General features: G+C 63.4%; 24 protein-coding genes. 19 read left to right on the forward strand and 5 right to left on the reverse strand.

Annotation, left to right across the window (positions count from 1 at the left end; all coding sequences use genetic code 11):
• Positions 1–48: 48 nt before the first annotated feature.
• The gene (locus AC0NIL_RS05005; RefSeq protein WP_013528842.1) at positions 49–210 is read right to left on the reverse strand and encodes a DUF1328 family protein; all 162 of its coding nucleotides are present in this window, start codon (positions 208–210) and stop codon (positions 49–51) included.
• Positions 211–293: 83 nt separating this feature from the next.
• Positions 294–1313: an MBL fold metallo-hydrolase gene (locus AC0NIL_RS05010; protein ID WP_473573831.1), complete on the reverse strand. Its 1020-nt coding sequence runs from the start codon at positions 1311–1313 to the stop codon at positions 294–296.
• A 278-nt stretch (positions 1314–1591) separates the two neighbouring features.
• Here AC0NIL_RS05010 and AC0NIL_RS05015 point away from each other — a divergent pair, with 278 nt between their 5' ends.
• From AC0NIL_RS05015 to AC0NIL_RS05070, 12 genes are all read left to right on the forward strand, one after another.
• Positions 1592–2131 (forward strand): protease inhibitor Inh/omp19 family protein, encoded by a 540-nt coding sequence (locus AC0NIL_RS05015; protein ID WP_013528844.1) that lies wholly within the window; start codon positions 1592–1594, stop codon positions 2129–2131.
• A 166-nt stretch (positions 2132–2297) separates the two neighbouring features.
• The gene (zapE, locus tag AC0NIL_RS05020) at positions 2298–3497 is read left to right on the forward strand and encodes a cell division protein ZapE (RefSeq protein WP_473573830.1); all 1200 of its coding nucleotides are present in this window, start codon (positions 2298–2300) and stop codon (positions 3495–3497) included.
• A gap of 369 nt (positions 3498–3866) precedes the next feature.
• Positions 3867–4835 carry a malate dehydrogenase gene (mdh, locus tag AC0NIL_RS05025; RefSeq protein WP_013528846.1) on the forward strand — a complete coding sequence of 323 codons (969 nt, stop codon included), beginning with the start codon at positions 3867–3869 and terminating at the stop codon, positions 4833–4835.
• Between the two features lie 43 nt (positions 4836–4878).
• Positions 4879–6072 carry an ADP-forming succinate--CoA ligase subunit beta gene (gene sucC, locus AC0NIL_RS05030; RefSeq protein WP_013528847.1) on the forward strand — a complete coding sequence of 398 codons (1194 nt, stop codon included), beginning with the start codon at positions 4879–4881 and terminating at the stop codon, positions 6070–6072.
• Between the two features lie 4 nt (positions 6073–6076).
• Positions 6077–6448: a cupin domain-containing protein gene (locus tag AC0NIL_RS05035; protein WP_013528848.1), complete on the forward strand. Its 372-nt coding sequence runs from the start codon at positions 6077–6079 to the stop codon at positions 6446–6448.
• A 41-nt stretch (positions 6449–6489) separates the two neighbouring features.
• A complete protein-coding gene (gene sucD, locus AC0NIL_RS05040) occupies positions 6490–7392 on the forward strand; it encodes a succinate--CoA ligase subunit alpha (RefSeq protein WP_013528849.1) in 903 nt (300 codons plus the stop codon).
• A 128-nt stretch (positions 7393–7520) separates the two neighbouring features.
• Positions 7521–10508: a 2-oxoglutarate dehydrogenase E1 component gene (locus AC0NIL_RS05045; protein WP_013528850.1), complete on the forward strand. Its 2988-nt coding sequence runs from the start codon at positions 7521–7523 to the stop codon at positions 10506–10508.
• 47 nt (positions 10509–10555) lie between these two features.
• Positions 10556–11830, forward strand: a complete 1275-nt coding sequence (gene odhB, locus AC0NIL_RS05050; RefSeq protein WP_013528851.1) for a 2-oxoglutarate dehydrogenase complex dihydrolipoyllysine-residue succinyltransferase — start codon at positions 10556–10558, stop codon at positions 11828–11830.
• 59 nt (positions 11831–11889) lie between these two features.
• Complete coding sequence (locus AC0NIL_RS05055; RefSeq protein WP_473573829.1) at positions 11890–12408, forward strand: hypothetical protein; 519 nt, start codon at positions 11890–11892, stop codon at positions 12406–12408.
• Positions 12405–13160: an SDR family oxidoreductase gene (locus AC0NIL_RS05060; RefSeq protein WP_473573828.1), complete on the forward strand. Its 756-nt coding sequence runs from the start codon at positions 12405–12407 to the stop codon at positions 13158–13160. Before AC0NIL_RS05055 ends, AC0NIL_RS05060 begins: the two co-directional genes overlap by 4 nt.
• An 85-nt stretch (positions 13161–13245) precedes the next feature.
• Entirely contained in the window at positions 13246–14652 is a 1407-nt protein-coding gene (lpdA, locus tag AC0NIL_RS05065; protein WP_474048436.1) for a dihydrolipoyl dehydrogenase, read from the forward strand.
• Positions 14653–15500: 848 nt separating this feature from the next.
• Positions 15501–15980 (forward strand): DUF2867 domain-containing protein, encoded by a 480-nt coding sequence (locus AC0NIL_RS05070; RefSeq protein ID WP_473573827.1) that lies wholly within the window; start codon positions 15501–15503, stop codon positions 15978–15980.
• Positions 15981–15990: 10 nt separating this feature from the next.
• On the opposite strand, the gene AC0NIL_RS05075 is transcribed toward AC0NIL_RS05070, so the two are convergent.
• Together AC0NIL_RS05075 and AC0NIL_RS05080 are read right to left on the reverse strand one after the other, a co-directional pair.
• On the reverse strand, positions 15991–17061 hold the full coding sequence (locus AC0NIL_RS05075; RefSeq protein ID WP_063173361.1) for a TraB/GumN family protein: 1071 nt from the start codon (positions 17059–17061) through the stop codon (positions 15991–15993).
• A 230-nt stretch (positions 17062–17291) separates the two neighbouring features.
• A complete protein-coding gene (locus tag AC0NIL_RS05080; protein WP_473573826.1) occupies positions 17292–18230 on the reverse strand; it encodes a tyrosine recombinase XerC in 939 nt (312 codons plus the stop codon).
• A 97-nt stretch (positions 18231–18327) separates the two neighbouring features.
• Between AC0NIL_RS05080 and rimM the strand changes: the two genes are divergently transcribed.
• Together rimM and trmD are read left to right on the forward strand one after the other, a co-directional pair.
• Positions 18328–18927: a ribosome maturation factor RimM gene (gene rimM / locus AC0NIL_RS05085; RefSeq protein ID WP_013528858.1), complete on the forward strand. Its 600-nt coding sequence runs from the start codon at positions 18328–18330 to the stop codon at positions 18925–18927.
• Positions 18924–19625 (forward strand): tRNA (guanosine(37)-N1)-methyltransferase TrmD, encoded by a 702-nt coding sequence (gene trmD / locus AC0NIL_RS05090; RefSeq protein WP_063173360.1) that lies wholly within the window; start codon positions 18924–18926, stop codon positions 19623–19625. Before rimM ends, trmD begins: the two co-directional genes overlap by 4 nt.
• On the opposite strand, the gene AC0NIL_RS05095 is transcribed toward trmD, so the two are convergent.
• A complete protein-coding gene (locus tag AC0NIL_RS05095; RefSeq protein ID WP_473573825.1) occupies positions 19607–20359 on the reverse strand; it encodes a sulfite exporter TauE/SafE family protein in 753 nt (250 codons plus the stop codon). The genes trmD and AC0NIL_RS05095 overlap by 19 nt on opposite strands.
• Positions 20360–20688: 329 nt before the next feature.
• Here AC0NIL_RS05095 and rplS point away from each other — a divergent pair, with 329 nt between their 5' ends.
• From rplS to AC0NIL_RS05120, 5 genes are all read left to right on the forward strand, one after another.
• Complete coding sequence (rplS, locus tag AC0NIL_RS05100) at positions 20689–21240, forward strand: 50S ribosomal protein L19 (protein ID WP_013528861.1); 552 nt, start codon at positions 20689–20691, stop codon at positions 21238–21240.
• A gap of 154 nt (positions 21241–21394) precedes the next feature.
• Complete coding sequence (locus AC0NIL_RS05105; RefSeq protein ID WP_473573824.1) at positions 21395–21808, forward strand: organic hydroperoxide resistance protein; 414 nt, start codon at positions 21395–21397, stop codon at positions 21806–21808.
• Complete coding sequence (locus AC0NIL_RS05110) at positions 21805–22314, forward strand: MarR family winged helix-turn-helix transcriptional regulator (RefSeq protein WP_013528863.1); 510 nt, start codon at positions 21805–21807, stop codon at positions 22312–22314. Before AC0NIL_RS05105 ends, AC0NIL_RS05110 begins: the two co-directional genes overlap by 4 nt.
• Positions 22315–22491: 177 nt before the next feature.
• On the forward strand, positions 22492–23289 hold the full coding sequence (locus AC0NIL_RS05115) for a transporter substrate-binding domain-containing protein (protein ID WP_224618937.1): 798 nt from the start codon (positions 22492–22494) through the stop codon (positions 23287–23289).
• Positions 23290–23490: 201 nt separating this feature from the next.
• Entirely contained in the window at positions 23491–24300 is an 810-nt protein-coding gene (locus AC0NIL_RS05120; protein WP_063173357.1) for an amino acid ABC transporter permease, read from the forward strand.
• The last annotated feature ends 1 nt before the right edge of the window (position 24301 follow it).

Below are 24301 nucleotides of genomic sequence, written 5' to 3' on the forward strand. Positions count from 1 at the left end.
CAGGAATTACCAGTGCGCAGCCGCTTGGTCTCGGCGAAAGCGCCGGACTTACGTGACGGCGAAAATGCCCAGCACCACCAGCAGGAAGATGATCAGAACGATGCCGATAAGGATACGCGCACCGGTGGCCGCGGCACCTGCCAGTGCCGGCATGCCGAGCAAGCTCGCCGCCGCGGCGACGATCAGGAGAATGATAATCCATTTGAGCATGACAATGCCTCGCAAACCGGCAGATATTTCAACCACATGAAAACGCGGTTGCAGCGCTGGGGTTCCGTCGAAACCGATGCGGATCAGGGCGCTATGTGCTCCGGCACATCCCAGACCTCGCCCGGCCGCAAGGCGCGAAAGCGCTCGCGTGGGATGCCTCGATCGTCAAGCGCCTCGGTCAATTTGCGCGCCGGCTCGTCGATCCGCTCGTCGGTGAGCTGGAAGGTGCCCCAGTGACAGCCGGCGGCATGGGCGGCGTTGCACAGCGTCATGCCTTGCACCGCTTCCCAGGGGTTCTGGTGCTGCGGCGCCATGAACCAGCGCGGCTCATATGCGCCGATCGGCAGGATGGCGAGGCGGAAACCGCCATGTTTCTCAGCCATCAGCCGGTAGTTGATGCCATCGTGGAAGCCGGTGTCGCCGGCGAAATAGAGCTTGCCGTCAGGCGTTTCGACGACAAAGCCGGCCCAGAGCGCCATGCGCCGGTCTCGGGCGCCACGCGCCGACCAGTGATGCACCGGCTCGACATGGACGGCGGCGCCATTGCCGATCTCGACGCTGTCGCCCCAGTCATGCGCCGACAGTCGCATGCCGGGCACGGCGGCTTCGATGATGGCGTCGTTGCCGAGCGGAGTGAGCACCAGCGGGTCGTGGCCGGCCTTCAGCCGCTTCAACGTGGCGAGGTCGAGATGGTCATAGTGGTTGTGGCTGACCAGCACGAGATCGATCGGCGGCAGGTCGGCAAAGGCGATGCCTGGCGCATTGATGCGTTTTGGTCCGGCGAAGGAAAGCGGCGAGGCGCGCAGCGACCACACCGGATCGGTAAGGATGTTCAGACCGGCCGTCTGGACCAGCAAGGTGGAATGGCCAACCATCGTCACTTCCAGCGCGGCGCCCTCGACCCTTGTCGCCGGCTTTGCCTGCGGAAAGGGGCTTGCATCGCTCGCCGGCCATTTCGAGCGCTGGCCATTCAACTGCCATTTCAGCAGGTCGGCGAAACGGCCGGGTGGCTGGCCGTCGGGATTGAAGAACAATGCGCCGTCGAAATGGTCGCTGGGCGGGCCGCTATAATAGCGATTGGCGGCTGTCTTTCTCGCGGCCAATTTTGCGGCTCCGGCAGGTGTTTCGTTTTCCAGACATAGGCGCTAAGGCGGCTCGCGCAAGCGTCCAACCGTCGAATGTCGGCGCTGCACTGCTTTGACCGGATCCCCAAGCGACGCGCGACAAGCGGTCAGCCGCCGCGATTGCGATAAATTTGCAACAATTCTTGCTGCAAACTGTATTTTAACCATATCGGGTTGAAATTTCGCCACCTTCTCCATCTTGGTGGGGGTGAGATTGTGGGACGGCTTCCCCCCAGCCGGATCCGACGGAGGTTGGAATGACTTTTTCGAAAACCGGTCTGGTGGCCGTATCGCTGGCGGCGCTCGTTGCGAGCGGCTGTTCGACCTCGCGTTTCTCCTCGATGGATGACCAGCAGCCGGCACCGCTGGAGGCCGCGCCCGCCGGCAAGGTGACGGCGAACCAACTGCCGCCGCCAGCATCGCCCGGCACCACCGACCCGTCTCAATTCCCGACCGCTCCTGCGAACACGCAGGTCGCCGCGCTGCCTTCGGATGGTTCGGCGCCGGCCGGCGCTTCGGACGTGACTGCCGCCAGCGTCGCCGGTGTCTGGAACGCCAGCGTTGCGGGTCAGAGCTGCAAGGTGGCGACACCGCAGACCAAATTCGGCGCCGGCTTCCGCGCCGGGCCGCTGCATTGCCCGGCGCCGATGGACGGCGTCAAGTCGTGGAACGTCGCCGGCAAGCAGCTGACGCTCTATGACGAGAGTGGCGGTGCGCTGGCGCGGCTCTATTCCTCGGGCGGCTCGAAATTCGACGGCCAGACTTCCAACGGCCAGCCGATTTCGCTTACAAGGTAGGCTAATGCATGTCGCCCAAAAGTGGCCGCGGTTTTGGGAAAACAAAGATCTAAAGCGGGTCGTCTGAATCCGTTCAGACACGACCGCTTTAGTCCTCCGAATGCATGTCGCGCAGAAGTGACCCCGGTTTCGGGACAGCGACATGCATGAACAAATGACGTGACCGATGCATCTGCGTGACGGCCTCCAGACCCATGCGACCGTCAGGCAGCGCTACGAGCATCTGGTGGAAACCGGTACGATCGACCGCGATCCGGCGCAGGAACGGATCGTTGCGGCGCTCGACCTGCTGACCGATGAGATTTCGGCCAAGCGGCTGGCGCATAAGTCGAGCGCGCTGGGCTGGCTGTTCGCCCGCAAGCGCGAGACGCATGAGGCCGTCAAAGGCCTTTACATCCATGGCGGCGTCGGTCGCGGCAAGACCATGCTGATGGACATGTTCTTCGAGTTGCTGCCGGTGCGGCGCAAGCGCCGCGTCCACTTCAACGACTTCATGGCGGACGTGCAGGACCGTATCCAGAAGCACCGGCAGGCGCGCAAGAATGGCGACGTCAAGGAGGACGACCCGATCCCGCCGGTGGCCAAGGCCCTTGCCGAGCAAGCCTGGGTGCTGTGCTTCGACGAGTTCTCGGTCACCGACATCGCCGACGCGATGATCCTGTCCAGGTTGTTTTCGGCGCTGTTTGCCAGCGGTGTGGTGCTGGTCGCCACCTCGAATGTGGCGCCGGAAAACCTCTACAGCGACGGGCTGAACCGTCAGCTTTTCCTGCCCTTCATCGGCATACTGGAGCGGCACACACAGGTGCTGGCGCTCGATGCCGACAAGGACTACCGGCTGGAAAAGCTCGCCCGGACACCGGTCTATGTCACGCCGGCCGATGCGGCGGCGGACCAGCTACTCGACGAGGCCTGGCAAGCCATGACGCGCAACGCGCCGACCGCCGAGACATCGATTGCCCTCAAAGGGCGGCAGGTGATCGTGCCGCGTGCGGCAGGCGATGCGGCGCGGTTCTCCTTCGCCGATCTCTGCGAAAAGCCGCTTGGCGCGCGCGATTTCCTGGCGATCGCCGGGCGCTTCTCAACCATTTTCATCGACCACCTCCCGGTGCTCGGCGAAGGCAAGCGCAACGAGGCCAAACGCTTCATCCTTCTGATCGACACGCTCTACGACCATCATGTGCGGCTGGTGGTGAGCGCCGAAGCGCCGCCGCAAGCGCTTTATGCCGCCAAGCGCGGCGTGGAGGTCTTCGAGTTCGAGCGCACCGCATCGCGGCTGATCGAGATGCAAAGTCGCGACTGGCTGGAGGATTGGGCGGAGCGGCAGAAAGGGAAGCCGGCGCCAGAGGCACAGCAGGCGCAGGCCTGAATTTCCAGGGAATGCGTCGGTAGCGATCCTTTGCCCCCCTCTGTCATGCCAACGTCTACAACTCGAACCTCCTCGGCCACCCGCATCACAAGGGCGTCATTACCCGCATTCAGCCTTACGATTTCCATCTTCGTCGGTTATTTCCTCCCAAGTCGGCTTACAAACTTTGACGTTTACGTAAATCCCAAATGATCTAACCGATTGAAAACACTGACGCCGAAATAATCGTTTGAATTTTTTCCGTGCCGGGGCTATTGGGTGCGGCGAAAATTCGCGGTCCCCCGCAGCATTCCGGCCTCTTCTTCGACGCCGCCATCAAGTCACCAGAGATTTGAGACGTCGTCACCGACAAAGGGAAAACATCCTCACATGGCACGCAACAAGATAGCGCTTATCGGCTCTGGCATGATCGGCGGCACGCTCGCTCACATGATCGGCCTCAAGGACCTCGGCGACGTGGTGCTGTTCGATATTGCCGAAGGTATCCCGCAGGGCAAGGGGCTCGATATCGCGCAGTCGTCGCCGGTCGATGGCTTCGACTCCAGGCTCACCGGCATCAACGACTATGCCGGCATCGAAGGCGCCGACGTCTGCATCGTCACCGCCGGCGTGCCGCGCAAGCCCGGCATGAGCCGCGACGACCTTTTGGGCATCAACCTCAAGGTCATGGAGCAGGTCGGCGCCGGGCTGAAGAAGTATGCGCCGAAGGCTTTCGTCATCTGCATCACAAACCCGCTCGACGCCATGGTGTGGGCGCTGCAGAAATTCTCAGGCCTGCCCAACAGCCACGTCGTCGGCATGGCCGGCGTGCTCGACAGCGCGCGCTTCCGCTATTTCCTGGCCGAGGAATTCAAGGTCTCGGTCGAGGACGTCACCGCCTTCGTGCTCGGCGGCCACGGCGATTCCATGGTGCCGATGATCCGCTACTCGACGGTATCGGGCATTCCGCTGCCCGACCTCATCAAGATGGGCTGGACCTCGAAGGAGAAGCTCGACCAGATCGTGCAGCGCACCCGCGACGGCGGCGCCGAGATCGTCGGCCTGCTCAAGACCGGCTCGGCCTATTACGCGCCGGCCGCTTCGGCGATCTCGATGGCCGAAGCCTATCTCAAGGACAAGAAGCGCGTGCTGCCCTGTGCGGCGTATCTCTCCGGCCAGTATGGCGTCAAGAATACCTATGTCGGCGTTCCCGTGGTGATCGGCGCCGGCGGCGTCGAGCGCATCATCGAGATCGAGCTCAACAAGAGCGAGCAGAAGATGTTCGACTCCTCCGTGGCGACGGTGCAGGGCCTGACCGAGGCCTGCGTCAAGATCGCGCCGCAACTCGCCTCCAAATGAATCTCCAGTAAGTGAACCCCCAGTCGATCCGGAGACCATACAGATGAACATCCATGAGTATCAGGGCAAGGCACTGCTGAAGTCGTTCGGCGCGCCGGTGGCCGAAGGCGTGCCGGTGTTCAAGGCGAGCGAAGCGGAAGCCGCCGCCAAGGCGCTGCCGGGCCCGCTCTATGTGGTGAAGAGCCAGATCCATGCCGGCGGCCGCGGCAAGGGCAAATTCACCGAGCTCGGCCCGGACGCCAAGGGCGGCGTGCGGCTGGCGAAATCGGTGGCCGATGTCGTCGCCAACGCCAACGAGATGCTGGGCAACACTCTGGTGACCAAGCAGACCGGCCCGGCCGGCAAGCAGGTCAACCGCCTCTATATCGAAGACGGCGCCGACATCGAACGCGAGCTCTATCTGTCGATCCTGGTCGACCGTTCGGTCGGCCGCATTGCGTTCGTCGTCTCGACCGAAGGCGGCATGGACATCGAAGCGGTTGCCCATGACACGCCCGAAAAGATCATCACCGTCGCCATCGATCCGGAAAAAGGCGTCACATCGGCCGACCTGAAGGCGCTCAACGGCGCGCTCAAGCTCGACGGCGATGCGGCCAAGGACGGCGATACGCTGTTCCCGATCCTCTACAAGGCCTTCGTCGACAAGGACATGAGCCTGCTCGAGGTCAATCCGCTGATCGTCATGAAGAACGGCCGGCTGCGCGTGCTCGACGCGAAAGTGTCGTTCGACAACAACGCGCTGTTCCGCCACCCCGACGTGCTTGAGCTGCGCGACACCACGGAAGAGGACGAGAAGGAAATCGAGGCGTCGAAATACGACCTCGCCTATGTGGCGCTCGACGGCAATATCGGTTGCATGGTCAACGGCGCCGGCCTCGCCATGGCAACGATGGACATCATCAAGCTCTATGGCGCCGAGCCCGCCAACTTCCTCGATGTCGGCGGTGGCGCTTCGAAGGAGAAGGTGACGGCAGCGTTCAAGATCATCACCAGGGATCCTGCGGTCAAAGGCATCCTGATCAACATCTTCGGCGGCATCATGAAGTGCGACATCATTGCCGAGGGCGTCATTGCCGCGGTCAAGGAAGTCGGCCTGGAAGTGCCGCTGGTGGTGCGCCTGGAAGGCACCAATGCCGAGCTCGGCAAGAAGATCATCAACGACAGCGGCCTCAACGTGGTGTCTGCCGACGATCTCGACGATGCAGCCAAGAAGATCGTGGCGGCGGTGAAGGGCTGATCTGGTGCCTCCGCATAAGATAAACCTGGTCGAGGCTGCGGATCAAAAGATCAAGAAGGTCTTCGATCCGCATATCGCCGGCGACGTCAACGACAGCCAGGCGAAGGTCGCCAAGTTCGGCGAGGTCTTCGATTGGCACGCGCATGACAATGAGGACGAAGCCTTCCTCGTGCTGCGTGGGCGTATTGCCATCGATTTCCGCGACGGCCCGGTCGAACTCGGCGAGGGCGATTTCATCGTCGTGCCGCGCGGCGTCGAGCACCGGCCGCGCTCGCTCACCGTTGAGCCCGTGGTGCTGATGTTCGAGCCGGCAACGACGCTCAACACCGGCAACGCCAAGAGCGACCTCACTGTCGCCGACTTGAAGCGGCTCTGACCATGTTTCCCTCGATCAACGGTTTTTAGAAAAGGGCTCCCATGTCCATCCTCGTCGACAAGAATACCAAGGTGCTGGTGCAGGGCCTGACCGGCAAGACCGGCACGTTCCACACCGAGCAGGCGCTGGCCTATCACGGCACGAAAATGGTTGGCGGCATCCATCCCAAGAAGGGTGGCGAGACGTGGACCGGCGCGAAGGGCGAGAGCCTGCCGATCTTCGCCACCGTCGCCGAGGGCAAGGAAAAGACCGGTGCCAATGCGTCCGTCGTCTATGTGCCGCCGGCAGGCGCCGCCGAAGCCATCCTCGAAGCGATCGAGGCCGAGATCCCGCTGATCATCTGCATCACCGAAGGCATACCGGTGATGGACATGATCAGGGTCAAGGCCAGGCTCGACCGTTCGACCTCGCGGCTGATCGGCCCGAACTGCCCGGGCGTGCTGACGCCCAACGAATGCAAGATCGGCATCATGCCCGGAAACATCTTCCGCAAGGGCTCGGTCGGCGTTGTTTCGCGGTCGGGAACGCTTACCTATGAGGCAGTGTTCCAGACCACCAATGTCGGCCTCGGCCAGACCACCGCCGTCGGCATTGGCGGCGACCCCGTCAAAGGCACCGAGTTCATCGACATGCTCGAGATGTTCCTCGCCGACGAGGAGACCAAGTCGATCATCATGATCGGCGAGATCGGCGGTTCGGCCGAGGAAGACGCCGCGCAGTTCCTCAAGGACGAAGCCAAGCGTGGCCGCAAGAAGCCGATGGCCGGCTTCATCGCCGGGCGCACGGCGCCGGCCGGCCGCACCATGGGCCACGCCGGCGCGGTCATCTCCGGCGGCAAGGGCGGCGCCGAAGACAAGATCGCGGCAATGGAATCGGCCGGAATAAAAGTTTCGCCGTCGCCGGCAAGGCTGGGCACGACCTTGGTCGAAGCGATCAAAGGGTAAGGGAATAGGGGAGTAAGGGAGTAGGGCAGTAGGGAAAATAGCAGCGGCAAAAAGCCCTACTCCCCTATTCCCTTATTTCCCTACTCCCCTCCAAAAACAGGAGACGGAGCCGGGCTCCGCGGACAAAAATGGCAAGACAAGATCAGGCCAACGACCAATTTTCGCTCACCTCTTTCCTCTATGGCGGCAATGCCGACTACATCGACGCGCTCTATGCCGCCTATGAGGACGATCCAGCCTCGGTCAATCCCGAATGGCAGGAGTTCTTCGCCGGGCTGAAGGACGATGCCGGCGATGTGCGCAGGAACGCCAAGGGCGCCTCCTGGGCCAAGCCCTCCTGGCCGCTGCAGGCCAATGGCGAACTGGTGTCGGCGCTCGACGGCAATTGGGGCATCGTCGAGAAGACGATCGAAAAGAAGGTCAAGGATAAGGCGGTCACCAACGGCGTCGTCCTCTCCGATGCCGACGTGCACCAGGCGACGCGCGATTCGGTGCGCGCCATCATGATGATCCGCGCCTACCGCATGCGCGGCCATCTGCACGCCAATCTCGATCCGCTCGGCATCGCCAAGCCGCTCGAGGACTACAACGAGCTGTCGCCGGAAAACTACGGCTTCACCGAAGCCGATTACGACCGGCCGATCTTCCTCGACAATGTGCTGGGGCTTGAATTCGGCAGCATCCGGCAGATGCTGGAAATCCTGACCCGCACCTATTGCTCCACGCTCGGCGTCGAGTTCATGCATATCTCCGACCCTGAGGAAAAGGCCTGGATCCAGGCGCGCATCGAGGGTGCCGACAAGGAGATCACCTTCACCGCCGCCGGCAAGAAGGCGATCCTGCAGAAGCTGGTCGAGGCTGAAGGCTTCGAGCAGTTCATCGACGTCAAGTACAAGGGCACCAAGCGCTTCGGCCTCGATGGCAGTGAGGCGCTGATCCCGGCGCTGGAGCAGATCGTCAAGCGCGGCGGCCAGCTCGGCATGAAGGAAATCGTGCTCGGCATGGCGCATCGCGGCCGGCTGAACGTGCTCTCCCAGGTGATGGCCAAGCCGCACCGCGCCATCTTCCACGAGTTCAAGGGCGGCTCTGCGGCACCCGATGAGGTCGAAGGCTCGGGCGACGTCAAGTACCATCTCGGCGCCTCGTCGGACCGCGAGTTCGACGGCAACAAGGTGCATCTGTCCCTGACCGCCAATCCTTCGCATCTGGAGATCGTCGATCCGGTGGTGATGGGCAAGGCGCGCGCCAAGCAGGATTATCTGTTCGGCCGCAGCCGCGAGGAAATCGTGCCGCTGGAAGAGCGCGCCAAGGTGCTGCCGCTCTTGCTGCATGGCGATGCCGCCTTCGCCGGTCAGGGCGTGATCGCCGAGATCCTCGGCCTGTCGGGCCTGCGCGGCCACCGCGTCGCCGGCACGCTGCATTTCATCATCAACAACCAGATCGGTTTCACCACCAACCCGCGCTTTTCGCGCTCCTCGCCCTATCCGTCCGACGTCGCCAAGATGATCGAAGCACCGATCTTCCACGTCAATGGCGACGACCCGGAAGCCGTGGTGCACGCCACCAAGGTGGCGATCGAGTTTCGCATGAAGTTCTTCAAGCCTGTTGTGGTCGATATGTTCTGCTATCGCCGCTTCGGCCACAATGAGGGCGACGAACCGGCCTTCACCCAGCCGATCATGTACCGCAACATCCGCAACCACAAGACGACGGTGCAGATCTATGGCGACCGGCTGATCGCCGAGGGTCACCTCACCCAGGCCGAGCTCGACCAGTTGAAGGCCGACTGGCGGGCGCATCTGGAATCCGAATGGGAAGTCGGCCAGCATTACAAGCCCAACAAGGCTGACTGGCTCGACGGCGCCTGGTCGGGCCTGCGCACCGCCGACAACCAGGACGAACAGCGGCGCGGCAAGACCGCCGTGCCGGTCAAGACACTGAAGGAAATCGGCAGGAAGCTGACCGAGGTGCCGAAGGACTTCGAGGCGCACAAGACGATCATCCGTTTCCTCGAAAACCGCCGCCAGGCGATCGAGTCCGGCGAAGGCATCGACTGGTCGACGGCCGAGGCGCTGGCCTTCGGCGCCATCCTGCTCGACGGCAATCCGATCCGCCTGTCGGGGCAGGATTCCGAACGCGGCACCTTCTCGCAGCGCCATTCCGTGCTCTACGACCAGCGCGACGAGACCCGCTACATCCCGCTCAACAATCTGTCGGCGGCTCAGGCCGGCTATGAAGTCATCAACTCGATGCTGTCGGAAGAGGCGGTGCTGGGCTTCGAATACGGCTACAGCCTGGCCGAGCCCAAGGCGCTGACCTTGTGGGAAGCGCAGTTCGGCGACTTCGCCAACGGCGCCCAGGTGGTGTTCGACCAGTTCATCTCGTCAGGCGAACGCAAGTGGCTCAGAATGTCGGGCCTCGTCTGCCTGTTGCCGCATGGCTATGAAGGCCAGGGTCCGGAACATTCCTCGGCCCGGCTCGAACGCTTCCTGCAGCTTTGCGCCGAAGACAACATGCAAGTCGCCAACTGCACCACGCCGGCCAACTACTTCCACATATTGCGCCGGCAGCTGAAGCGCGACTTCCGCAAGCCGCTGATCCTGATGACGCCGAAGTCGCTGCTGCGCCACAAGCGGGCGGTGTCGACGCTGCCGGAAATTTCGGGCGAAAGCTCGTTCCACCGGTTGCTGTGGGACGATGCGCAGCTGCTTTCCGGACAAGCGATCAAGCTGGTCAAGGATTCCAAGATCCGCCGCGTCGTGCTGTGTTCGGGCAAGGTCTATTACGACCTCTATGAGGAGCGCGAGAAGCGCGGCATCAACGACATCTATCTGCTGCGCGTCGAGCAGCTTTACCCGTTCCCGGCCAAGGCGCTGATCACCGAACTGTCGCGGTTCCGCAATGCCGAGATGGTGTGGTGCCAGGAGGAGCCCAAGAACATGGGCGCCTGGTCGTTCATCGACCCGTATCTGGAATGGGTGCTGGCGCATATCGACGCCAAGCATCAGCGGGTGCGCTACACCGGCCGTCCGGCCGCCGCCTCGCCGGCGACCGGACTGATGTCGAAGCATCTCGCCCAGCTCGCCGCCTTGCTCGAAGACGCGCTTGGTGAATAGAGAAGATCTGGGCGAACAACAGAACCGAAAGAAAACGGACAGGCACAATGGCTACCGAAATCCGCGTTCCCACTCTCGGCGAATCCGTCACTGAAGCGACCGTCGGCAAATGGTTCAAGAAGGTTGGCGATACAATCGCCGCCGATGAACCGCTGGTCGAACTCGAGACCGACAAGGTGACGGTGGAGGTGCCTGCCGCCGCCGCCGGCACGCTGGGTGAGATCACCGTCAAGGAAGGCGAGACGGTCGGTGTCGGCGCGCTGCTGGGGTCGATTTCGGCAGGCGGCGCGGCTCCCGCCACGAAGCCGCAAGCGGTGTCGCAGGCCTCGTCGCCGGATGCGGCATCGACCGGCAAGCAGGCCGCGGCCGAGACCGCCAAGATCGCCGGCGATGCCGGCCCGGTCGAGCCGCGCACCATGCCACCGGCACCGGCCGCGGCGAAACTGATCGCCGAAAGCAATCTCTCGGTCGACCAGATCTCCGGTTCGGGAAAGCGCGGCCAGGTGCTGAAAGGTGACGTGCTCGACGCCATCTCCAAGGGCGCGCCGTCGCAGCCGGCCGAGACGCCGAAAGCAGCACCTGCACCGGTTGCCGTGCGGGCGCCGTCCTCGGGCGACGATGCATCGCGCGAGGAGCGCGTGCGCATGACCAAGCTGCGCCAGACCATCGCGCGCCGCCTCAAGGAAGCGCAGTCGACCGCAGCCATGCTGACCACCTTCAACGAGGTCGACATGTCAGCGGTGATGGCGCTGCGCACCAAATACAAGGACGTGTTCGAAAAGAAGCACGGCGTGAAGCTCGGCTTCATGGGCTTCTTCACCAAGGCCGTCACGCACGCGTTGAAGGAAATCCCCTCGGTCAATGCCGAGATCGACGGCACCGATATCATCTTCAAGAACTATGCCCATATCGGCGTCGCCGTCGGCACTGAAAAGGGCCTCGTCGTGCCGGTGGTGCGCGATGCCGACCAGATGTCGATCGCCGAGATCGAGAAGGACATCGGCCGGCTGGGTATCGCCGCGCGTGACGGAAAGCTGTCGGTCGCCGACATGCAGGGCGGCACGTTTACGATTTCGAACGGCGGCGTTTACGGGTCGCTGATGTCGACCCCGATCCTCAACGCGCCGCAGTCGGGCATTCTGGGCATGCACAAGATCCAGGACCGGCCTGTCGTGGTCGGCGGCCAGATCGTCATCCGGCCGATGATGTACCTGGCGCTCAGCTACGATCACCGCATCGTCGACGGCAAGGAAGCGGTGACGTTCCTGGTGCGCGTCAAGGAAAGCCTGGAGGATCCGGAACGGCTGGTGCTTGATCTCTGAGGTCTGGTGCTGGTCCGGCTGTTGGAATGTGTGCCGGAGGAAGGGATCTGCGCGGCAGAATGACGACCCGTTCCCTTAGCCTTTCCAAGGTGCTTTCGATCGCATCGATCGCGGCCGGCATGGTGCTGGCCGCTGCCGGCGCCCATGCCGCCTGCCCGATAGAACTCGCTGTCTATGGCGACGCCCAGAGCGGCGGCGAGATCGATTTCACGCCGACCGGCACCTCGGCTACCGTCACCAACACGTTCCGCATGATCCTCGACAACAATGTGGTGCTGAATGGCATCGTCATGTGGAATGAAGGCGTATCGCGGCCGAACGGTGCGCTGATGCACAAATGCCCCGAGGGCGACGTCACCGGCGAGGAGCTTGCCGCCTGCACGCCCTGGCATGGCGTCATCTACACGGCGGATGAAAAGAGCAACATCGGACTGCTGCCGGCTGAAGGCGTCGAAGCGCCGAAGACGCTGATCCTGCCGGACCTCGGGCCGGCGTTGCGCCAATCCAGCGCCTATGGCGGCAGCGGATTTTCGAAAGTGCCGTGGGATGTGTTTGCCTTGAAGGGATGCCAGGAATGAGCGGGACGCAAAAGGTGCTGCTGGTCACCGGCGGCAGCCGCGGCATCGGCGCCGCGATCTGCCGGCTCGGATCGAAGGCCGGCTATCGCGTCGGGATCAACTACGCTTCGAACCAGGAGGCCGCCAAGGCGCTGGTCGCCGAGATCGAGGCCGCCGGCGGCGAGGCTTTCGCGGTCAAGGGCGATGTCGGCAAGGAGTCCGATATCGTGGCCATGTTCGAGGCCGTCGACCGCACCTATGGACGGCTCGATGCCTTCGTCAACAATGCCGGCATCGTCGACGTCAAGGCGCGCGTCGACGAGATGGATGTTTCGCGGCTGGAGCGCATGATGCGCATCAATGTCGTCGGCTCGTTGCTCTGCGCCCGCGAGGCGGTGAAGCGCATGTCGACCCGTCATGGCGGGTCGGGCGGATCCATCGTCAACATCTCGTCGGCCGCGGCGACATTGGGCTCGCCGGGCGAATATGTCGATTATGCCGCCTCCAAGGGCGCCATCGACACCTTCACCGTCGGGCTCGCCCGTGAGGTGGCGCTAGAAGGCATCCGCGTCAATGCGGTGCGGCCGGGCATCATCGACACGGACATCCACGCCTCCGGCGGGCAGCCGGACCGGGTGGAGCGGTTCCGCGATCTGCTGCCGATGAAAAGAGCCGGTACAGTGGATGAAGTCGCGGGCGCGGTTCTCTATCTTCTCTCCGACGCCGCGTCCTATACGACGGGCGCGATCCTGAATGTAAGCGGCGGCCGCTGAGCGCTCTCAAGCAGATCGAGCATGATGTTATCCGAAAACCGCGTCACACTTTTCGGCATCATGCTCAAAACAGAAGGACAGTATCATGGCTTATGACGTCGTTATCATCGGATCGGGACCCGGCGGCTATGTCTGCGCCATCAAGGCGGCGCAGCTCGGGCTCAGGGTTGCGGTGGTCGAGAAGAACGCGACCTTCGGCGGCACCTGCCTGAACATCGGCTGCATCCCGTCCAAGGCGCTGCTCCATGCCTCCGAGATGTTCGCCGAGGCCGGCCACTCCTTCGACACGCTCGGCGTTGAGATATCGGCGCCGAAATTGAACCTGAAGAAGATGATGGCGCACAAGGATGCGACGGTGTCGTCGAACGTCAACGGCGTCGCCTTCCTGTTCAAGAAGAACAAGATCGACAGTTTCCGCGGCACCGGCAAGGTGCTCGCCGCCGGCAAGGTGTCGGTCACCTCCGAGGACGGCAAGGTCGAGGAGATCGAGACCAAGAACATCGTCATCGCCACCGGCTCGGATGTCGCCGGCATTCCCGGCGTCAAGGTCGACATCGACGAGAAGGTGATCGTGTCGTCGACCGGCGCGCTGTCGCTGGATAAGGTTCCCGGCCATCTGGTGGTGGTCGGCGGCGGTGTCATCGGGCTCGAGCTCGGCTCGGTGTGGGCGCGGCTCGGCGCCAAGGTCACCGTGGTCGAATTCCTCGACACCATCCTGGGCGGCATGGACGGCGAGGTCTCCAAGCAATTCCAGCGGTTGCTGGGCAAACAGGGCTTCGAGTTCAAGCTCGGCGCCAAGGTCACCGGCGTCGCCAAGGCCAAGAAGGGTGCGACCGTCACCTTCGAGCCGGTCAAGGGCGGCGCCGCCGAGACCATCGAGGCCGATGCCGTGCTGATCGCCACCGGCCGCCGCGCCTATGCCGACAGCCTCGGGCTCGGGGAAGCCGGCGTCGAGGTCGACGAGCGCGGCCGGGTCAAGACCGATGGCCATCTCAAGACCAATATCCCGGGCATCTATGCCATCGGCGATGTCATCGCCGGGCCGATGCTGGCGCACAAGGCCGAGGATGAGGGCGTGGCGGTAGCGGAAACCATTGCCGGTCAGGCCGGCCACGTGAACTATGACGTCATTCCGAGCGTCGTCTACACCAGCCCGGAAATCGCCTCGGTCGGCAAAACCGAAGAAGAGTTGAAGAAGGCCGGCATCGACTACAAGGTCGGAAAATTCCCGTTCAGCGCCAATGGCCGGGCGCGCGCCATGCTGCACACGGACGGTTTTGTGAAGATCCTCGCCGACAGGCAACGCGACCGCGTGCTCGGCGTCCATATCGTCGGCTTCGGCGCCGGCGAGATGATCCACGAGGCGGCGGTGCTGATGGAGTTCGGCGGTTCGTCGGAGGATCTCGCCCGCACCTGCCATGCGCACCCGACGATGTCGGAGGCGATCAAGGAGGCGGCGCTGGCGACGTTCTTCAAGCCGATCCACATCTAAGGCCCTTTCATAAACTCTACTCCGGCGGCCATCTGGCGAGGTTTTCTCCGCTTTCACAGCGCCGCGCGTCCCTCCTGGACGCTCAAAGGATGCTGTGACCCTTTTTGATTGGCGCATGATCCTTTCCGAAAATCGGACTGATCTTCGGGGTCATGCGCTGCTCACGGACCCAAATGTCCGCTGCGCTCCGGTTCTCGAAAACCACACCAGCTGACTCACCGGAGCGAGTTTCTGGAAAGGCCTTTCTGGCGGCCCCTACAAAACAAAACGGCCCGCTTTTCAGCGGGCCGTTCGTAACTGATATCGAGCCAATCACTGGGCCGGTGCAGGTGCCGGCGCAGGGGCTGGTGCCGGCGCAGGAGCCGGTGCGGGTGCCGGGGCAGGCGCCGGTTCTGCAGGTGCCGGAGCAGGCGCGGGCGCAGGTTCAGCCGGCTTCATCGGTTCCGCCGGTGCAGGCGCTGGGGCCGGTGTGCTGGCCGCCGGCGGCTCGGCGGGTGCCGGGTGCTCACCACTTCTTCCGAAAACATAATACGCGACAACCGCCAGAATAACGACGACCAGGGCAATCAGCCAACCGCTACCACCGCCGCCGCCACTTGGCCTTGGTGCGTTGGTGGACGAATTGAACGGGTCGTTTGGATTCGGTGTGTTCGCCATAAAAGTGTCCTCCGTGGATGAAAAATATCAATCAACACCATACAACGCGCAATCATTGAACTGGTTTCACGCTAGGGTTGGAAAACGCCAAAAACAAGGACAATCCTGCCCTTCCGCAGCCGGAGTGGCGTCGTTTCGCCACGCAGCGCGCCAAGTTTGCGTCTGTTAAGGTCGAATCAGAGGGTTTTGCCGTGACGAATTCGTCAGCTCAGCTTGTCCCGAATCACTGCGATGCTCTTGCCAGAGCCCAGTTCGCAGACCGCTATGTGCTGGTCACTGAAGGCCTTTCCTTAACCGCACTCGGCGCGGCCGAACGCGCTCTGGGGCGAACGCCGCCCTGGGTCGGCAGGCTCATGGCGCTGCGCAATCTTGCCGTCAGGCCGTTCCGGCTGAAGACGGGCCTGGAAACTGCGGTGTTGCCGTCGGGCCGGATCGGGATATTTCCGCTCATCAGCCAGTTTCCCGGCAAGGTTGTGCTTGGCCTCGACGACCGGCATCTCGATTTCCGTGTCCTGGTCAAAGTCAGGGATCTCGGCGAGGGCCAGCAAGAGGTGGCCGCGACGACGATCGTCAAGACGCACAATTGGCTCGGGCGCGCCTATCTCGCGATCATCATGCCGTTTCACCGGATCGTCGTTCCGGCGATGCTGGCCCAGATCCTGGCGAAGTAAGCTGAAGTCACTAAAGTCCGACAGGCGTGACGGTGTAACCGGCCTTGCGGAAATCCTCGACCAGGCCTTCGGGGCCGGGGAGGTGGAGGGCGCCGACCGCCATGAAGACGTTGCCTTTGGCAAGGATCGGTTCGGCATGCTCGACCATCACCTTGTTGCGGCTGGTGATCATGGTTTCCTCGAACGCCGCATAGCCCGCGGGGTCGTCCTGTTGGTCTGGCATGGCCGCACGAAACAGCGGCCAGAACATGCCGGTGTCGCCACGCTGGTAGAGCACGATCATGGTTTCGTTGATGTCGTTGACCTTGTCGCCGAGCTTCAGCGTGTCGACGAGGCCCTTCATGTGAAACGCCAGCGGCAGCGAGGCCATGGCGCGCAGTTGGCCTTCAGCCGTCTCCAATCCTTCCACCGGCTTGCCGGAAGCCTTCGCGCCTTCCGCCAGCCTGACATCGAGCACCGGGGCGCCGCCTGACTGACGGGCCAGCTCGCAGGCCGGCAGTGCCATCATGGCCGAGAGCATCCACGGCTTCATCTTGGCAACCGTTGCCGGCGGAATGCCGCGTGCGTCGAGCGCGGTGTTCATGGCCGCCGCATCGTCGGGCGACAGCAGCGACGCCAGCGTCGTCGAATCCGTGAACATCATCAGGTCCGGCTCCTTGAGCATCGCGACCATCATCTTCTGCTTGTCGAGCACGTCGGTGGTTTCGATGACGATGGTGCCGGCGGCGTCATAGGCTTTCTGCGCTTCGGGAGGCAGCGTGGTGACGCGCGGGTCGGTCATATGCATGGTGCCGAACAGGAAGGACGGCTTCTCGCCGGGCTTTTCCAGCTTCCACAACAGGCCCTTGCCGTTCGGCGTCGCGGCGGCTTCCGCTTCGATCTTGCGGTAGGTCGCCGGATCGTTCTTCTGCAGGGCCGACAGCATGTCGGCACCGGTGCAGGTCGGGACGTCGGCATGCGCCTTGCCGGCTGCGAACAGCAGCACGGCGAGGAACGACAGGAAGAACAGAACATTGAGCGCGACGAGCAGCTTCAGCGACACGGAAGCAGCACGGTCGGCGATGGCTATGACGCGTTTCATGAGCCTCTTCTAGAACTGAAAAGCGGCAAAACGGTTAACCTGTGCTGAGAAATTGTCTTGGACTGGCTATCGCCCTCAACTGACGTCGATGGGGCTCATGCTTCAACGATTAGCGGAAACGCCCATTTCTTCGTCATCCCAGGGTCTCCGCGACGGAGCTTCGCTCCTGCTTCGCCCAGGGACGACGACGTTGGGGAGGCTTTCGGCCAAATGGTGAACGTTACTGGCGTTCACGCCCTGGGATGCGCCTGCTCATAAATCTCGAGCAGCCTCGCGGTGTCGACGCCGGTGTAGATTTGTGTCGTCGACAGGCTGGCGTGGCCGAGCAGTTCCTGGATGGTGCGCAAATCACCGCCGCGGCCGAGCAGATGCGTGGCGAAGGAATGGCGCAGCGCATGCGGCGTCGCGGTATCGGGCAGGTTGAGCGCCGAGCGCAGCTTGGCCATGTCGCGCTGGACGATGGCCGGGTTGAGCGGGCCGCCGCGGGCGCCGCGAAACAACAGGCCCTTGGGGTCGAGATGGTAGGGGCAGAGCCGGCGATATTCGGCGATTGCCCTGAGCGCCACCGGCAGCACCGGCACCAGGCGCGTCTTGCCGCCCTTGCCGGCAACGCGCAGCACCGTGTCGGCCGCCGACGCCAGATCGGCGCCGGCCAGGCCGAGCGCCTCGGAAATGCGCAGGCCAGAGCCGTAGAGCAGCGTCAGCACGGCGGCGTTGCGGGCTGCGATCCAGGGTTCCTCCGCCAGTTGGCCTTCGATGGAAACGATATGCTTGGCATCGCTCGCCGTCAGCGGCTTGGGCAGCGATTTGGGCTGGCGCGGCGCGCGCAGTGCCGCCGCACCGGCCGCATTGGCGAGGCCGCGCCGCTCGAGGAAACGCAGCAGCGAGCGGATGCCGGCGAGACCCCGGCCCAGCGTGCGGGCGCCGGCACCGGCATTGCGGCGGGCGGCAAGGAAGCCGCGCAAATCCGCCGGGCGCAGATCGGCGATGTCCGAAATGCCGGGCGAGCCGCCGCAATGGCCGGTGAGGAAATGCAGGAACTGACGCGTGTCGCGCTCATAGGCTTCCACCGTCTCGGGCGACAGCCGACGTTCTCGCGCCAGCATCTTCAGCCAGCTTTCGCGCGCCGCCTGGAGATCGGGTTTGGCCGGGATGAGGAATTCCTGCATGGCGGCATTTTCGGATATTCGGGTTAGGAAGCGGTGAATAGCCCGTCATTGAAATGACAGCCGCGTGGGGCTAGAGCAGGCCAAAGGATATTTCGCCATGAGCAAGCTCCAGAATCCTGTCCAGATGGCCGTGATCGGCGCCGCCCATGGCATCAAGGGCGAATTGCGGGTGAAGACCTTCACCGGCGAGCCGCTGGCGCTGGCCGATTACGGGCCGCTCTACGCCAGGGACGGGCGCGCCTTCCAGATCGTCGACATCAGGCCCGCCAACACCGTCGTCGTGGTCCGTTTCAAGGGCATTGCCGACCGCAATGCGGCCGAGGCGCTGGCCGGCACGGAGCTGTTCGTCGACCGTTCGATGCTGCCGGACGATGGCGAGGAAGACGAATTCTACCATGCCGACCTCGTCGGCCTCGAAGTCCGCGACGACACGGGTGCCGTGCTTGGCAAGGTGGTCGCGGTGCACAATTTCGGCGGCGGCGACATTCTCGACGTGACGCTGGGCGGGCGCAAGGGCGTGCTGATCCCGTTCACACAGGCTGCCGTACCGCAAGTGTCGATCGCAGAGGGTTTTGTTCGTGTCGATCCGGCGGCAGCCGGGCTGGTCGATGACGAGGATGGCGGTGGTCCGCGTGAGGAAGACTTCGATCCGAAGGGCAGGCCGCGCGGACCGAGCGATGCCGGGGGCAACCGGTGAGTTTTTCCGCTTCGGTGCTGACGCTTTACCCCGAGATGTTTCCCGGCGCGCTCGGCCTGTCGTTGGCTGGCCGGGCGCTCGAGGCCGGGACGTGGTCGCTGGAGACGATCCAGATCCGTGACTTCGCCACCGACCGCCATCGCACCGTCGACGACACGCCCGCCGGCGGCGGCGCCGGCATGGTGATGCGCGCCGACGTGCTGGCGAAAGCCATCGACCATGCTTCGCCGGAAGGCGATGCGCGGCCTCGGCTGCTGATGAGCCCGCGCGGCAAGCCGCTGACCCAGGCGCGTGTGCGCGAGCTGGCCGCTGGGCCGGGCGCCGTCATCCTGTGCGGCCGCTTCGAAGGCGTCGACCAGCGGGTGATCGACGCGCGGGAATTGGAGGAAGTCTCCATCGGCGATTTCATTCTCTCGGGTGGTGAGCCGGCCGCCCTTGTGCTGCTCGACGCGGTGGTGCGGCTGCTGCCCGGGGTCATGGGCAACGCGATGTCGGGCGAGGAAGAGAGTTTTGAAAACGGCCTGCTCGAACATCCGCACTATACGCGGCCGCAGGAGTTCGAAGGCCGTGACATTCCCGAGGTCCTGATTTCCGGCAATCACAAGAAGATCGCCGCCTGGCGGCGGGCGGAGTCAGAAAGACTGACAGCCGAGAGGCGTCCGGACCTGCTTGCCGCTGCTCAGCCCTTGGCAAAATAATAGAAGGCCAAAAACAGGCCGACGGCGACGACGAAGCCGCGCACCGCGTTTTGCGGCACCCGCTTGGCGATCCAGACGCCGGCATAGCCGCCGAGCGCGCCGCCCGGGATCATGATGATCGCCTGCGGCCAGGCGACGACGCCGCCCGAGATGAAGACGACGATCGCGACAGCGGCGATGACCATGGCCAGCATGTTCTTCAACGCGTTCAGCCGGTGATAGTCGCCGGCCTGGGTGAGGCCGAGCGTCGCCAGCATCATCACGCCCATGCCGGCGCCGAAGAAGCCGCCATAGATGGCGGTGAGAAATTGTGCGAGCGAGCCGGCCAGCGAGCCCACCGCCGCTTCATGGCCGGGCTTTGGCACTGGTTTCAGCCAGGGGCCGGCGGCGAACAGGGCCGTCGCGGCTAGCAGCAGCCACGGCACCAGAGCGCGAAACGAGGGATTGTCGAGCGCCAAAAGGATCAGAGCGCCGGCCAGTGCACCCACGGCCGAGATCAGGCACAGCAGCAGCGCGCCGCGCCAGAAGTGCCTGATATCGGCCGAGTAGGCGAGGGTCGAGGTGATGTAGCCTGGAAATTGCGTCACCGAGGAGGTGGCGTTGGCAACGATCGGCGGCAGGCCGACCAACGTCATGGCGCCGAAGGTGATGAAGGTGCCGCCACCGGCGACCGCATTGGCGGCGCCTGACAGAAAGCCCGCTAGAAACAGCAGGATGGCATCGAAGACAGACATGAATTGCGGCCGCTCAAAACTGTGTTATTTCAGGCTTTAGAAAGCCTGAACGACCGGCGCAACCCGGCACGGCAGGATTACGATGGTGCCATGCGAGCAGAAAATGCGCGCCCAAGGCGTGACAAAGCGGCGAAATAGCTGTATGTGCCCGCCCGTACCGGCCAGAAAGAATCTGCCGGACCCGTCAACAATGACGGTGTAGTCGCCCCTGCCTGATGTTTCAAAGACAAATGTCTTGGAGACAAAAGGCATAGCCAAGCGGTCAATGGAACTGCAAGGCGAGTGTCGGACGCTCTGACTGTCGGAAGAACAAGAAGTGGACTTTTGAGATGGATATTCTCCGTCAGCTCGAGGCCGAACAGGCCGCCAAGATCGAAGCCAAGCGCAAGCTTCCCGAATTCCAGCCCGGCGACACCGTGCGCGTCCAGGTCCGCGTGACCGAAGGCACCCGCACCCGCGTCCAGGCCTATGAGGGCGTCGTCATCGCCCGCGCCGGCGCCGGCTTCCAGGAGAACTTCACGGTTCGCAAGATTTCCTACGGCGAAGGCGTCGAGCGCGTGTTCCCGGTCTACTCGCCGATGGTTGAAGGCGTCGAGATCGTTCGCCGCGGCAAGGTGCGTCGCGCCAAGCTCTACTACCTGCGCGATCGTCGCGGCAAATCGGCCCGTATTTCGGAAAACACCGGCGTGCGCGCCCGCAAGCTGAACGATGAGGAGCGCGATGCGCTGAACGCCGAGAAGGCCCGCATCGAAGCCGAGAAGGTGGCAGCAGCCGAGGCCCTGGCCGTCGAGAAGGCCGCCCAGGACGCCGCCGAGAAGAAGGCCGCCGCCGAGGCCGAAGCAGCAGCCAAGGCCGCCGCAGAAGCGACCCCTGCCGAATAAGATTTTCGGAACTCATTCAAAAAGGCGGCTTCGGCCGCCTTTTTTCGTTTCACCAGACTGTGAACGCTTTCAGCGCCAGACACAGGATCCGGCTGTTGACGGCGCATTACTTTGTGCACTAAATAATCGTGCACAAAGTAATTGGAGATTTGATATGGCACTCTACACCACACAGGCTCACGTCACCGGCGGCCGCGCCGGCCATGGCGAGACCAGCGACGGTCTGCTCAAGGTCGATCTGGCAATGCCCAAGGAACTCGGCGGGCCGGGGGGCGCCACCAATCCCGAGCAACTGTTCGCTATCGGCTATGCCGCCTGCTTCGAAAGCGCCATCCGCTTTGTCGCGCGCAAACAGAAGCTGTCGCTGACGGATGCCGGGGTAACCTCCACCGTCAGCCTGCTTCCCAATGGCGAAGGCTTTAAGCTCGGCGTCGCGCTCGCGGCGGAAACGAAAGGCCTTGATCAGGCGACGGCGGAAGCGCTTGTATCGGAGGCGCACAAGATCTGCCCCTATTCCAACGCCATCAGGGGCAATGTCGACGTAGCGCTTTCGGTAAAGGCGGCATGACGGAAAAGACGACAAAGAGCACCAGGGACGTCCCGGCGGAGGCCACCGGGACGTTTCACGTTCCGCGGCTCGACCAACAGCTCTGCTTCGCGCTCTATTCGGCAAGCGGGCTGATGACGAAGCTCTACCGCCCGCTGCTCGATCCGCTCGGCCTGACCTATCCGCAATATCTGGCCATGTTGGCGCTCTGGGAACGGGCTCCAAGCACGGTCGGCGAGCTTGGCGAAGCGCTCGGGCTGGATTCGGCGACGCTGACGCCGCTGCTCAAGCGGCTGGAGGCCGGTGGCCTGGTCACACGCCGGCGCGACCCCGCCGACGAGCGCCGGGTTCTGGTCGAGCCGACAGCGAAGGGACAAGCGTTGCGTGAGCAGGCCAAAAGCGTGCCGGCGGCGATGCTTTGCAACCTGCCGCTGGATGCCGACGAGTTGAAATCCCTGCACCGCACGCTGACGCGGTTCGTCTCCGGCTTGCGCAAGGCGGATGCCGGCATCGTGAAGCGGAGCTGATCGCTGCCGCGACACCGTTCATTCCTGAATCCCGGAAATGAAGGCATCGGAATCCCTTTTCGCGCGCGCTGACGCAGCGGACCGTCTTGCATGACGCTTGCGGAAAGCTAAAGTCGGCGCCGGATTTTCCTGCAAGCCCGGCCGTGCCCGGGTCCGTCAATTTCCGGGGAGTGTGTCATGACCAAATCGAAACTGCTGCTGGCAGGCCTGCTTGCCCTCGTCCTGGTACCCGTTGCCGCCTTTGCGCAGGCGCTGCCCGACCTCGGCGGCAAGAAGGTGGTGGTTGTGACCGAAAACGCCTATCCGCCGCTGCAGTTCATCGATGCCAAGACCGGCAAGCAGATCGGCTGGGAATATGATGCGATGAACGAGATCGCCAAGCGGCTGAATTTCGCCGTCGAGTACCAGAACACATCCTGGGACGCGATGATCCAGGCGGTTTCCGACAACCAGTACAACATCGGCATGACCGGCATCACCATCAAGGACGACCGCAAGGAGAAGGTCGATTTCTCCGACCCCTATATGCGCTCGGAACAGTTCATGCTGGTGCGCGGCGATGAAAGCCGTTTCACCGACGCCAAGACCTTCGGCGCCTTCAAGGATGGGCTGATCGGCGCGCAGGCCGGTACCACGCCCTTCTACACCGCCGTCTACAGCGTGCTCGACGGCAATGAGCAGAACCCGCGCATCAAGCTGTTCGAGACCTTCGGCGCCACGGTGCAGGCACTGAAATCCGGCGACGTTGACGTCGTCTTGACCGACGGCACCGCCGGCAAGGGCTATGTCGACGCCTCCGACGGCAAGCTGAAGCTGATCGGCGGACCGCTCGGCACCGAGGATTTCGGCTTCATCTTCCCGAAGGGTTCCGACCTGGTGAAGCCGGTCAATGCGGCGATTGCGGCGTTGAAGGCGGACGGGACGTTCGATGCGCTGAACAAGAAGTGGTTCCTTGATTACAAGATGGGGCAGTGATTTCGCGCCGACTTCGCGCTTGAACGCCCCCCTCTGCCCTGCCGGCAATCTCCCCCTCAAGGGGGGAGATTGGCTGTTTTTTCCGCTTTCGCCAATCACCAAAGTTGTAAAAAGAGTGCCGTCGACGAAGCTGCCAATCTCCTCCCTTGAGGGGGAGATTGCCGGCAGGCCAGAGGGGGGTGCCTTGGCGCAATCCTTTTGATGCCTCCCGCCTCTTCCTCCAAAGCCGACTTCCCCTGGTGGCTTGTCGTGGCCGTAACTCTCGCGATCGCGGTGGCCGTCTTCGTCGCCACCAGCAATCTCTATGCCCAGGTGTTCGCCACGGTCGCCAAGGGCATCGGCGTCACCATCTTCGTCACAGTGATTGCCTTCGTGCTGGCGTCGGCCATTGGGCTCGGCATCGCGCTGATGGGAATGTCGGGTTCGCGCTGGCTGCGCCAGATTGCGCGCTTCTATGTCGAGATCATCCGCGGCGTACCGATTCTGGTGCTGTTGTTCTGGATCGCCTTTGCCGGCGCGCCGGCCTTCGTCGCGGCCTGGAACGCGCTGACCGCGCCACTGCAAAGCGCCGGCCTGTTCGGCGAGTTGCTGGTGCGCGACGTGTCGCTGTTGTGGCGCGCCATCATGGCGCTGACCATCGGCTATTCGGCTTTCATCTCGGAGGTGTTCCGGGCCGGCATCCAGGCAGTGGAGAAGGGCCAGATCGAAGCGGCGAAGGCGCTCGGGCTGACCCGCGCGCAGCGTTTCCGGCTGATCGTGTTTCCACAGGCGATCCGAACCATCCTGCCGCCCCTCGGCAATGATTTCGTCGCCCTGGTCAAGGATTCCTCGCTGGTCTCGGTGCTCGGCGTTGCCGACATCACGCAGATGGGCAAGGTCTACGCCGCCGGCTCCTTTCGCTTCTTCGAGACCTATTCGATAACAGCCTACATCTATCTCATCCTGACCGTCGGTCTGTCGCTGGCGCTCAGGGCGCTGGAACGGCGGCTGCGCCGCCAGCACGAGGAATAGT

Source organism: Mesorhizobium sp. WSM1343 (assembly GCF_055901535.1).

What these genes read in the sequence shown, in the direction of transcription:
- rplS (WP_013528861.1), top strand. Translation starts at nt 20,689, where the DNA reads ATGGATATTCTCCGTCAGCTCGAGGCCGAACAGGCCGCCAAGATCGAA.
- lpdA (WP_474048436.1), top strand. Translation starts at nt 13,246, where the DNA reads ATGGCTTATGACGTCGTTATCATCGGATCGGGACCCGGCGGCTATGTC.
- mdh (WP_013528846.1), top strand. Translation starts at nt 3,867, where the DNA reads ATGGCACGCAACAAGATAGCGCTTATCGGCTCTGGCATGATCGGCGGC.
- AC0NIL_RS05095 (WP_473573825.1), bottom strand. Translation starts at nt 20,359, where the DNA reads ATGTCTGTCTTCGATGCCATCCTGCTGTTTCTAGCGGGCTTTCTGTCA.
- sucD (WP_013528849.1), top strand. Translation starts at nt 6,490, where the DNA reads ATGTCCATCCTCGTCGACAAGAATACCAAGGTGCTGGTGCAGGGCCTG.
- AC0NIL_RS05015 (WP_013528844.1), top strand. Translation starts at nt 1,592, where the DNA reads ATGACTTTTTCGAAAACCGGTCTGGTGGCCGTATCGCTGGCGGCGCTC.
- AC0NIL_RS05075 (WP_063173361.1), bottom strand. Translation starts at nt 17,061, where the DNA reads ATGAAACGCGTCATAGCCATCGCCGACCGTGCTGCTTCCGTGTCGCTG.
- AC0NIL_RS05055 (WP_473573829.1), top strand. Translation starts at nt 11,890, where the DNA reads ATGACGACCCGTTCCCTTAGCCTTTCCAAGGTGCTTTCGATCGCATCG.
- rimM (WP_013528858.1), top strand. Translation starts at nt 18,328, where the DNA reads ATGAGCAAGCTCCAGAATCCTGTCCAGATGGCCGTGATCGGCGCCGCC.
- AC0NIL_RS05060 (WP_473573828.1), top strand. Translation starts at nt 12,405, where the DNA reads ATGAGCGGGACGCAAAAGGTGCTGCTGGTCACCGGCGGCAGCCGCGGC.
- AC0NIL_RS05080 (WP_473573826.1), bottom strand. Translation starts at nt 18,230, where the DNA reads ATGCAGGAATTCCTCATCCCGGCCAAACCCGATCTCCAGGCGGCGCGC.
- zapE (WP_473573830.1), top strand. Translation starts at nt 2,298, where the DNA reads ATGCATCTGCGTGACGGCCTCCAGACCCATGCGACCGTCAGGCAGCGC.
- odhB (WP_013528851.1), top strand. Translation starts at nt 10,556, where the DNA reads ATGGCTACCGAAATCCGCGTTCCCACTCTCGGCGAATCCGTCACTGAA.
- AC0NIL_RS05120 (WP_063173357.1), top strand. Translation starts at nt 23,491, where the DNA reads ATGCCTCCCGCCTCTTCCTCCAAAGCCGACTTCCCCTGGTGGCTTGTC.
- AC0NIL_RS05005 (WP_013528842.1), bottom strand. Translation starts at nt 210, where the DNA reads ATGCTCAAATGGATTATCATTCTCCTGATCGTCGCCGCGGCGGCGAGC.
- sucC (WP_013528847.1), top strand. Translation starts at nt 4,879, where the DNA reads ATGAACATCCATGAGTATCAGGGCAAGGCACTGCTGAAGTCGTTCGGC.
- AC0NIL_RS05105 (WP_473573824.1), top strand. Translation starts at nt 21,395, where the DNA reads ATGGCACTCTACACCACACAGGCTCACGTCACCGGCGGCCGCGCCGGC.
- AC0NIL_RS05045 (WP_013528850.1), top strand. Translation starts at nt 7,521, where the DNA reads ATGGCAAGACAAGATCAGGCCAACGACCAATTTTCGCTCACCTCTTTC.
- AC0NIL_RS05110 (WP_013528863.1), top strand. Translation starts at nt 21,805, where the DNA reads ATGACGGAAAAGACGACAAAGAGCACCAGGGACGTCCCGGCGGAGGCC.
- AC0NIL_RS05115 (WP_224618937.1), top strand. Translation starts at nt 22,492, where the DNA reads ATGACCAAATCGAAACTGCTGCTGGCAGGCCTGCTTGCCCTCGTCCTG.